11 protein-coding genes are annotated in these 9856 nt (G+C 64.3%); 10 read left to right on the top strand and 1 reads right to left on the bottom strand.

Annotated features, from left to right (window positions below; translation table 11 throughout):
• Positions 1 to 115: 115 nt before the first annotated feature.
• From OXS27_RS25390 to OXS27_RS25415, 6 genes are all read left to right on the top strand, one after another.
• Complete coding sequence (locus OXS27_RS25390) at positions 116 to 1540, top strand: ABC transporter substrate-binding protein (protein WP_267359687.1); 1425 nt, start codon at positions 116 to 118, stop codon at positions 1538 to 1540.
• Positions 1541 to 1546: 6 nt separating this feature from the next.
• Positions 1547 to 2437 carry an ABC transporter permease gene (locus OXS27_RS25395; RefSeq protein WP_243953612.1) on the top strand — a complete coding sequence of 297 codons (891 nt, stop codon included), beginning with the start codon at positions 1547 to 1549 and terminating at the stop codon, positions 2435 to 2437.
• A 90-nt stretch (positions 2438 to 2527) separates the two neighbouring features.
• Entirely contained in the window at positions 2528 to 3388 is an 861-nt protein-coding gene (locus OXS27_RS25400) for an ABC transporter ATP-binding protein (RefSeq protein WP_267359689.1), read from the top strand.
• A gap of 23 nt (positions 3389 to 3411) precedes the next feature.
• Complete coding sequence (fdxA, locus tag OXS27_RS25405; protein ID WP_243953614.1) at positions 3412 to 3750, top strand: ferredoxin FdxA; 339 nt, start codon at positions 3412 to 3414, stop codon at positions 3748 to 3750.
• A gap of 17 nt (positions 3751 to 3767) precedes the next feature.
• Positions 3768 to 4541 (top strand): ferredoxin--NADP reductase, encoded by a 774-nt coding sequence (locus OXS27_RS25410; RefSeq protein WP_267359691.1) that lies wholly within the window; start codon positions 3768 to 3770, stop codon positions 4539 to 4541.
• A 15-nt stretch (positions 4542 to 4556) separates the two neighbouring features.
• On the top strand, positions 4557 to 5495 hold the full coding sequence (locus OXS27_RS25415) for a DMT family transporter (protein ID WP_267359693.1): 939 nt from the start codon (positions 4557 to 4559) through the stop codon (positions 5493 to 5495).
• Positions 5496 to 5657: 162 nt separating this feature from the next.
• On the opposite strand, the gene OXS27_RS25420 is transcribed toward OXS27_RS25415, so the two are convergent.
• The gene (locus tag OXS27_RS25420) at positions 5658 to 6428 is read right to left on the bottom strand and encodes a DUF72 domain-containing protein (RefSeq protein WP_267359700.1); all 771 of its coding nucleotides are present in this window, start codon (positions 6426 to 6428) and stop codon (positions 5658 to 5660) included.
• 67 nt (positions 6429 to 6495) lie between these two features.
• On the opposite strand from OXS27_RS25420, the gene OXS27_RS25425 reads away from it, so the two are divergent.
• The 4 genes from OXS27_RS25425 (at position 6496) to OXS27_RS25440 (ending at position 9856) form a co-directional block, all read left to right on the top strand.
• A complete protein-coding gene (locus tag OXS27_RS25425) occupies positions 6496 to 6858 on the top strand; it encodes a DUF4186 domain-containing protein (protein ID WP_243926178.1) in 363 nt (120 codons plus the stop codon).
• 556 nt (positions 6859 to 7414) lie between these two features.
• On the top strand, positions 7415 to 8674 hold the full coding sequence (locus OXS27_RS25430; RefSeq protein ID WP_267359696.1) for an SPFH domain-containing protein: 1260 nt from the start codon (positions 7415 to 7417) through the stop codon (positions 8672 to 8674).
• A 379-nt stretch (positions 8675 to 9053) separates the two neighbouring features.
• Positions 9054 to 9332: a hypothetical protein gene (locus tag OXS27_RS25435; RefSeq protein WP_267359698.1), complete on the top strand. Its 279-nt coding sequence runs from the start codon at positions 9054 to 9056 to the stop codon at positions 9330 to 9332.
• A 128-nt stretch (positions 9333 to 9460) separates the two neighbouring features.
• Entirely contained in the window at positions 9461 to 9856 is a 396-nt protein-coding gene (locus OXS27_RS25440) for a DUF4149 domain-containing protein (RefSeq protein ID WP_267359702.1), read from the top strand.

A 9856-nucleotide genomic window follows, 5' to 3' on the forward strand; every position in this document is an offset into this window, starting at 1 on the left:
TTTTTGCGCAACTAATCGACCCGCGCGCGCTCTCAGTGTTTGATCGAACTCGTCTCCAAGTCCGATCATGCCCTCGATGTCGTTGCGGCATCGGACCGACATGACGGAGCGGGCGATGGCAAGACGGTTCCCCGGGCTCGGATCAGTATCCGCTCTCGCGCTTCTCGCACTCACCGGCACCGGGATCGGTACGCCGGCCCGCGCTGAGACCCTAACTGTCGGCATCGGTACGCAGGACACGACGACCAACACCGCGACCGTGGGGGTGGTTATCCGACAGCTCAAGCTGCTCGAGAAGTACCTGCCCAGGACCGGGAAGTACGCCGACAAGACCATCCAGCTCGACTGGCAGAACTTCACCTCTGGGCCGCCGGTCACGAACGGCATGATGGCCGGCAAGCTTCAGTTCGGCGCCATGGGCGATTACCCGTTGGTCGTCAACGGCGCCACCTTCCAGAACAATCCCGAGAGCAAGTCGCAGCTGATCGCGGTCGCGGCGTACAACCTCTACGGTTCCGGCAATGGCATCGTCGTCAACAAGGACTCCGAATACTTCTCCTTCGAGGACCTGAAAGGAAAGGTAGTCAGCGTGCCTTTCGGTTCTGCCGCCCACGGCATGGTTCTGAAGGCGCTACAGGACAAGGGCTACCCAGCCACCTACTTCCGCCTCGTGAGCCAGAGCCCGGAGGTCGGTTCGACCAACCTTCAGGAGAAGAAGATCGACGCGCACGCCGATTTCGTCCCCTTCGCCGAGCTGCTGCCGTTCCGCGGCTTCGCCCGTAAGGTGTTCGACGGTGTCGAGACCAAGCTGCCGACCTGGCACGGCGTCGTCGTGCGCACCGATTTCGCCAAGCAATACCCCGAAATCGTCGAGGCCTACGTCAAGGCGGTGCTCGACGCCGACGCCTGGGTCAAGGCAGACCCGAAGCGCGCCGCCGAGCAGATCGCGGCGTGGACCGGCACCGACAAGGAGGTGGTCTACATCTTCCTCGGGCCCGGTGGGATCATGACCATCGATCCCACAATCAAGCCGCAGCTGATCGACGCCGCACGCGAGGACGTGAAGGTCCTGCAGAAGCTCGACCGGATCAAGGAGTTCGACGTCGGCCCGTGGGTCGACGACGCGTATCTGCGCAAGGTCTTCGCCGAGCGCGGTCTCGACTACGAGCAGCAGCGCGCGAGCACCGCCAACTACGAGGTGAGCGGCGAGGACACGTTCTGCAAGAAGCCGATCACCGAGCCGCGTAAGGCCGGCGAGATCTGGGTGAAAGGCGGCGCGATACAGCCCTATTCCAGCGCCGCCTGCACGCTCGGCGCGCTGAACGAGATGAAGACCAAGGGGCAGCCCGTCGACGTCGCCTACGTCTTCGACACCGCCCGCGGCATCAAGCTGTTCGCCCGCGAGGCCTTCTACGTGGTCGACAGCAAGGGCGGCATCGCGCCCTTCCTGCTGAAGCAGGATGCCGAAACCGCGGCTCAGGGCGGCGGCAAGGTGATGCCCTACGACGAGGCCCTCAAGGCCGCTGTGACGGGAGGCTAGACCCTTATGGAAGCTGTCGCCCTCCGGTCCACCGCCGAGCCCGAGCCGCCGCGGACGGCGACCCTCGCGCCGCCGTCCGCGTCTTCCCAACCCACGACCGGACGCACCCGCCGCTGGCTTCGCCTGCACCATGGTGAGTTCCGCGCCGCGCTGATCGGGCTCGCGTCGCTCATCCTATTCGTCGCCCTCTGGCAGTATCTGACTGCCAACCGCGTTACCTTCTACGTGCGGTTCCTGAACATACCCACGCCGATGGACGTCGTGGGCCGGGCGGTGATCGCTCTGCACAACCCGGTCTTCGGCGACCACGTACTCATCTCCTGCCGCCGGATCCTGTTCGGCTTTCTCCTGGCCGGCGGTGTCGCCGTCCCGCTCGGCCTCCTCATGGGCCGCTATCACCTCCTGCGCGAGATTGCCTTCCCGATCTGCGAGGTGCTGCGGCCGATCCCGGCCATCGCCTGGGTTCCGATGGCGATCATGCTCTGGCCGACGAACGAGGGATCAATCATCTTCATCACCTTCCTCGGCTCGTTCTTCCCGATTCTGATCAACACCCTCCAGGGCATGGTGCAGGTCGACCCGGTGCTGGTGCGTGCTGCACGGTGTCTCGGAGCCAGGGAAGTAGCGGTGTTCCGCGAGGTCTACCTGCCAGCCTCATTGCCGCAGATCTTCACCGGGCTGACGGTCGGCATGGGCGTGGCCTGGGTCTCGCTGATCGCCGCCGAGATGATCTCCGGCCAGTTCGGCATCGGCTACTTCACCTGGGAGGCCTACTCCCTGGTCCAGTACCCAGACATCGCGCTCGGCATGATCACGATCGGGTTGCTCGGGCTCGGTTCGAGCTTCGCGATCCGGCTCGTGGGCCGCCTCGTCATGCCCTGGGCTTCCGCCCGGTAGGATACCCGACGAGCCCGACGACCGCGCCTCCCTCCGTGGTGCGTCGCCTCACGCGGCGGATGCCCGCCCCCATCAATCGAGGAGCCTGCCATGCCCGAGCCGAGCCGGGGCCTGATCGAGGTCCGCGACTTCTGCCTGCGGTACGAGACGATGGAAGGCGCCGTCGAGGCCGTCTCGAATACGTCACTCACGGTGAAGCCCGGCGAGTTCGTATCGATCATCGGCCCATCCGGTTGCGGGAAGTCGACGCTGCTCAACGCCCTGGCCGGTTTTCTCAAGCCATCGTCGGGACGGGTGACCGTCGACGGTGAGGCGATCTCGGGGCCGAGCGCGGACCGGGGCATGATCTTCCAGCAGTACTCACTCTTCCCATGGAAGACGGTGCGCGAAAACGTCGAGTTCGGCCTGAAGATGAAGGGACTCAGGCGCGGCGAACGCGAGCGACAGGCGCGCACGCTCCTAGGCCTCGCCGGTCTCACGCCGTTCGAGAACCACTACCCCGACCGACTGTCAGGCGGGATGAAGCAGCGCGTCGGCATCGTGCGTGCGCTGGCCACCGGTCCGCGCATCCTCCTGCTCGACGAGCCGTTCGGCGCCCTCGACGCGCAGACCCGGCTGATCATGCAGCAAATCCTCACCAACATGTGGCAGCGCCTGAAGATCTCGGTGCTGTTCGTGACCCACGACATCGACGAGGCGATCTTCCTCTCCGACCGCGTCTACGTGATGACCGCCCGTCCCGGGAGCATCAAGGCCGAGATCGTGGTGCCGCTGCCCCGACCGCGGCAGCCAGCCCTGACTCTGTCCTCCGAGTTCCTGGGCCTGCGCCGGGGGCTCATGTCGCTGATCCGCGAGGAGAGCATCCGCGCGATGGGCGGGGAGGTCAGCGCCGAGGCGATGAAGGGCCTAGCCATCGATGTCGAGGGCCAGGATCTCGCCGCGCTACTCTGAGCTCCGCGCCAACGGGTGAAGCCATGACCTACGTCGTCACCGAGAACTGCATCCGCTGCAAGTACACTGACTGCGTCGAGGTCTGTCCGGTCGACTGCTTCTACGTCGGTGACACAATGCTGGTGATCAAGCCGGACGAATGCATCGACTGTGGCGTGTGCGAGCCGGAGTGCCCGGCCGATGCCATCAAGGCCGATACGGAGCCGGGAACGGCAGGCTGGAAGGCCTTCAACGCCAAGTACGCCGACCTCTGGCCCAACATCTCCGAGAAGACCGAGCCGGCCGGCGACGCGGCGGCGTGGGACGGCCGCGACGGCAAGCTGCTCGAAGCGTTCGGGAATGCGGATCCGGCGGTCGCCTGAGTAAGGACGAAAGAGTCATGAGCAAGTTTCACGAGGAGCGCGTCCTGTCGGTCCACCACTGGACCAACAACCTGTTCTCGTTCCGCACCACCCGTGATCCGGCGTTCCGTTTCCGCAACGGCGAGTTCACCATGATCGGCCTTGAGGTCGAGGGGCGGCCGCTGCTGCGCGCCTATTCGGTGGTCTCGGCCAATTACGAGGAGGAGCTGGAGTTCTTCTCGATCAAGGTCCAGGACGGGCCGCTGACCTCGAAGCTCCAGCACCTCAAGGTTGGCGACCCGATCATCATCGGCAAGAAGCCCACCGGCACCCTGGTGCTCGACAACCTGCTGCCCGGCCGGCACCTCTACCTGCTCGGCACCGGCACGGGGCTGGCGCCCTTCCTGTCGATCATCAAGGATCCCGAGACCTACGACCGGTTCAAGAAGGTCGTGCTGGTCCATGGCTGCCGGCAGGTGCAGGAGCTCGCCTACGGCGAGACCATCACGGAGACGCTGCCCCGCCATGAGTTCCTGGGCGAGATGATCGCGCAGCAGCTGATCTACTACCCGACCGTGACCCGCGAGCCGTTCCGCAACCGCGGCCGGATCACCGACTTGATGGTCTCGGGCAAGCTCTTCTCCGACATCGGCCTGCCGGAGATGGCGATCGAGAACGACCGCTTCATGCTCTGCGGCAGCCCCGACATGATCCGCGACACCCGGGAGCTCCTGACCTCCCGCGGTTACGAAGAAGGTAACCACGGCGAGGCGGCCCACTACGTGATCGAGAAGGCCTTCGTCGAGAAATAAGGAAGCCCGGACCTCGTGCGACTCCCTCATCTGACACGCACGCAGGCCGGACGGCTCTTCCTCCTTGCTACGGCGACGGGCTGGGGCCTGAACTGGCCGGTGCTCAAGCTGGTCCTTCAGGACTGGCCGCCGCTGTTCGCGCGGGGCGTCGCCGGTCTCATTGCGGCCTCCGGACTGGGCCTTCTCGCCTACAGGCGCGGTGAGCGCCTGACGGTGCCGCGCGTTCTTTTCGGACGGCTCGGTCTCGCCGCCGCGATCAACGTCTTCGCCTGGATGGGTTTCACCGGTCTGTCCCTGAGATGGCTCACCGTGCCGGAGGGGGCGCTCCTGGCGTACTCAATGCCGGTCTGGGCCGTGCTTCTCGCCTGGGTTCTGCGCGGCGAGCGTCCGGACCAGCGCGGGTTCGCAGCCCTGGCACTCGGCATCCTCGGTATCTGCGTCCTCGTCGACGGCATCGGAACCGGTCTGATCCTTCGGAAGGCGCCCGGCATCGCCCTCGCCCTGGCCGCTGCCATCCTGTTCGCGCTGGGAACGATCCTTGAGCGAAGGCCGATCGGCTTACCACCGATCGCACTCACCGCGTGGCAGGTCGGGCTCGGCTGCCTGGCGATGACGCTAATCAGCTTGTTCACCGAGGCTTCCGACATCAAGGGCCTGAGCCTGCCGAGCCTGGCCGGCATCAGCTACATGGCGATCGGCCCGCTCGCGCTCTGCTACCTTAGCTGGCAGGCCGCCCTACGCCGGCTGCCGACCAGTATGGCGACGACGGGCATGCTGTTGGTGCCGATTATCGGCACGGCCGCGGCTGCGCTGGTGCTACATGAGACGATCGGATCTCGACAGATGCTCGCCTTTGTCCTGACGCTGAGCGGCGTCGGCCTGGCTCTGCAGAGGAAGGTGGTGCCAACGTCCCCAACGGCCTGCGCGTCGTCGAGCGCGGGCCTGGTACGCTGACGCGCAGATGCACGCGGACGAGCGAGACGTCCGCTTCCGGGAAGCACTTCATTGCGGCAGGATGTCCGGGTTGGGCGCGAAGCCGCGGTCTAGAATGGCAGGGTTTGGCCGAAAGCAGCCAGTCCGCTTCGGAGCCGGCCAGCCGGAAAAGCGGACGACCTCCTATCGACCCATAATTGACGTTGGTGGTGGCTCGCCCGATTTAGAGAGCGCAAGTGTCTCTAAAGCATTACCAATGGCCGCGAACTCTGCGGTGTTGTCGAAAATACACCACGCCCGACCTCCTTGGACGTTCTTCTGATGCAGGCGCTCGGCGATCTGGATGAGAACGGGCGGCTCATATGCTGAACGGTACATGCTCGGAGAGCCATGGAGCCGGTAATAGGCGAGATCCAGCCAACCGCCAGGCCTGCCTGCATCCGGGATGGGAGCGGGATCGGCAGCGACCCGGGCAATCGCAAGTTCGCAAAGGACTTCATCGACGTCCTGCGTAAACCAAGTCGCGTGGCGTGGTTCACAGACGATGTCGCCGGCAAAGCTCCGCCTGAAGGTCGCCAGGAACGGATCGGCAGACGCCCTGTCGAACGCTAGACTCGGCGGAAGCTGAAGCAGCAGCGGCCCGAGCTTCGGTCCGAGGCCCGCCACCTCAGCCAGGAAGCGGGCCAGGACCTCTTCCACATCGATCAGGCGCCGCTCATGCGTGATTGCCCGTGGCACCTTCACGGCGAACCGAAATCCGGCCGGTACCGCAGCAGCCCATTTCTCGTAGGTCGCAATGCGATGCGGCCGGTAGAAGGACGTGTTGATCTCGACGGTCGAGAAGCGCTGCGCGTACCGCTCCAGATGGCTGCCGTCTCGCGGGAAATGAGGCGCGTAGGCTTTCGCCAGGCTCCAGCCCGCGGTGCCAATCATGATAGACTCTGGTGTGCGCATCGGTTGCTGCGTAGGCTGATGAGCCGTGCCGGTCAGATGCGCGGCGGTTGAACGAGTGTAGTTGCGCATGCGAGCGCTTGAAGACGTTTTCGATCGCCTGCCGCAATCCGCCTTCCGTCAGCGATTTCGGCTGGCGACTGCCGACCAGAACTACCTGCGCGACAAGGGTCTCCCGACGGTTCTCGAGCATGCACGGGACTTCGTCAAACGGCGCCTCGCGCCAGCCGCGCCGACGAATGATGGCAAGCAGACGTCCTTTCGCGGTCATCCGGTCTTCACGGCGCAGCATGCGACGGCGACGTGCTGCCGTGGCTGTTTGGCCAAGTGGTACGGCATTCCGACGGGGCGGGAATTAACCGGTTCCGAGCAGGCTCATGTGATCGAGGCGATCGCGCGCTGGCTGCGTTCTCAGAGCGTCGAAGGCACGTGACGTGCCGCGGTTCCAAACTGCACTGAGACCCAATGTAGTTTAAGCGCTCGCTCGGCGCCGCGCTTGCAGCCAGCTTTCCAGGGCTGCCCATTTGTGGTCGGATCGTATATCCGCTTCGGAGCAGCGTTTGAAGGCAGCAGAGCGGCGGCAAAGGGCGCAGAGCCGAACGACCGCTTTTGCGATCATCGGGGATCTGGCATGGCGGAGTCTGGCCGAAAGCTGCCGGTCCGCTTCGGAGGCGGGCGACCACGAAAGCAGACGCTCTCCAACCAACCCAATTCTGTCGTAAGGTTGATCTTCCTCGGTCACCAGAAGCGGACGCATGAAAGTCCGATCTTACCGGATGTCAGGAAGATCGACCCGAGGGACTGGGCTGCAACCCGCGAGCGACTAGCCTGACCAGACCCGCTCGGCAACCTTTACGCAGGTGCGAAAAGTTCCATGCGACGCTCGCTCGGCTCAAGGCCGAGCTTCGTTGAAGCCCCACTGAGCAAGCGTATCCCGAACACTGATATTGCCGTCGCCCGTCATGGGCATTGAACGATCGAGACTTCTCATGTCCACCCTCATCCGCGCCGGCCTCTCGCTCGGCGCCCTGGCCATTTTCGCCGGCCTGCCTCGGCTCGCCTCGACCGAGGCCGCCATGACCGCGGGTCGCATCGCCGTCGATCAGCTGTCCGACAGCGACATCGCTCCGTTGAAGACGCAGATCGCGGCCGACCTCGCCGGCGGCTCCACGCTGCCGTTCCTGGCACTCCTCGCCGTTCTAGCAGTGATCTGGCTGGCTCCCGCCCGCCGGGTGCCACTCGCCGTCTTGGTCCTGGGCCTTGCCTCTGCCGCAGCGCCCGAGCCCGCGCGCGCCTACTTCAGCAAGTACGACTACGGCGAGTACATCGAGATCCTACCGAACCAATCAGCCTTTGTGATCCCGGAGAGCGGGGACACGAAGACAACGCAGGCGCAGTTTGGCTCGGAGCGCTTCCTCTCCGAGAGCAAGGTCGCGGCCAAGCGTGTCCAGATCCCGCACACCAAGCTGCCCAACACCGGCACGCTGTCAGACTATTATGTGCCAGCCGCGCGTTTGATCATCGTCGACCGAACGCCCGTCTCGCGCGAGTGGACGACCTCGTCCAACCGGGGCACTTCGGCCGCCGATCAGGGCTTCCGCTTCGAGACCGCCGACTCGATCGGGCTCTCGACCTCGGTGGTGATCTCCGCCTTCGTAAAGGAAGAGGACGCAGCCAAGTTCCTGTACTGGTTCGGTACCAAGCCCTCGGCCCAGGACACGGACGAGGCGCGCTTCGCCTCGGTCCTCTACGGCCGATCGCTAGCCGAGGTGGTCGACGGCAACGTCCATCGCACTGTGCAGGCAGCGCTCGCGCGGGAGTTTGGCCGTCGCTCGACCGATGACGCGATCCGTCAGAAGGCCGAGATCATGGCCGCCGTCGAGAAGGCTGTAATCGACCAGTTCGCGCCGATGGGCATCACCGTGACAACGCTGGGCTTTGCCGACGAGCTGAACTTCGAGAATACCGCGATCCAGGCGGCGATCGACGATACGTTTATGGCCAACAAGCGGGCGCAGTCGGCCCAGGCGCAGCTTGCCACGCTGCCGATCCAGGAGCGGATCCTCGACATGGAGATCCGCCGGTCGGACGCGCAGGCAAGGCAGACGCTCGCTGGCCGCTGGAACGGCAGCGCATCGGGCTTCCTGCCGTCGTGGGTGGTAATTCCAAGCGATATCCTCGGCACCGTCCGCGGTTGGTTAGGCGGTGGTGAGCAGAAGCCGGCGACGACTTTTACAACGAAGGGCTGATAGCCAAGCTATGATTACAAGCCGAGCGCTTGATATCCGTAAGGGGGGAGCTGCTTTCGACCCAACGTAGGCCTACAGATTGCTGCCAGCGCTGCGCGAAAGCGGTCATAGGTCCGGGTACCCGTGCAGGTCACGTGCGCTGCCAAGGCGCATAGTCAATGCGGTTCGGCTTCACAGATAGTGCAGGCACGACCTGGAATATGGCTCACTGTCCAGGGAGGACCAGGGCGAGTCACTCTTCGCCACCGGTGATGCTAGCGAAGAAATTGTTTCTCGTTCTAACCCGCCTCAGCAATGCTTAGTCACTACGCCCTGTGATGCAAACAAATGTTGGGGACTTTGATTGTTCTTGGACCACCCTAACCGAGGGGCCTCGAAGATGCCGGTTCGCTCTTTAGTGATTTTGATACTGACGTCGGTTGCAACGCCAGCCCTGGCCTTGCAACCGCAGGATACTTTGCGTGATTGGAGCGCCGCACCGGGCGTCGACCGGGACCGCCTTATGCAGCAGTTGGAGAAATCCGGCGGAGGAGGTGCTCCGCGCAAGGATGTGTTGTCCTGCCTAAATGCCGCTTCGGGCATGGACGCGCATGCCAACTTGGCGATCAGCGACGTGTTCACTGCCTGCACTAAACAGACACTGAAAGACTCGATCTGAGCGTCGCCCCCCACCTCGCTCGTGAAGCAAGGGAGTATTCTCCCGAGGAAGGAGCACGGCATCGATGGGGCCGAGGGAACCGAACGCCACCCGCAAGGGCGATCAGAAAATCATAAGGCTTGAAACCGATGCTCTCGCAAACAGCTATCCTCCTGACCGCCCTCCTGTTCGGCGGGATGATCCTGTACTCATTCGGCTTCGCCGCGTTCTTGTTTAGCGCCCTGCCCGCCGACGCGGCAGGCCCGCTCCTGCGCCGCGCCTTCCCGCACTTCTACGTTTTCGTCATAGGGTGCGCCCTCTTCGGCGCAGCGCTGACAGCCAGCATCGATAGGACCTCCGCTCTCATTTTGGGGCTCATCGCCGTCACGGCACTCCTCGCGCGCCAAATCCTCATGCCGGCCATCAACGGGGCGACCGACATGGGCAATCGTAGACGTTTCGGCGTGCTTCATACCGGGTCGGTGCTGGTCACCTTGGCTCACATCGCCGGATCGTCCGCGGTGATCCTGAGGCTTTCCGCCTAG

This window comes from Methylobacterium sp. GC_Met_3 (assembly GCF_026540775.1).
Lineage (GTDB): Bacteria > Pseudomonadota > Alphaproteobacteria > Rhizobiales > Beijerinckiaceae > Methylobacterium.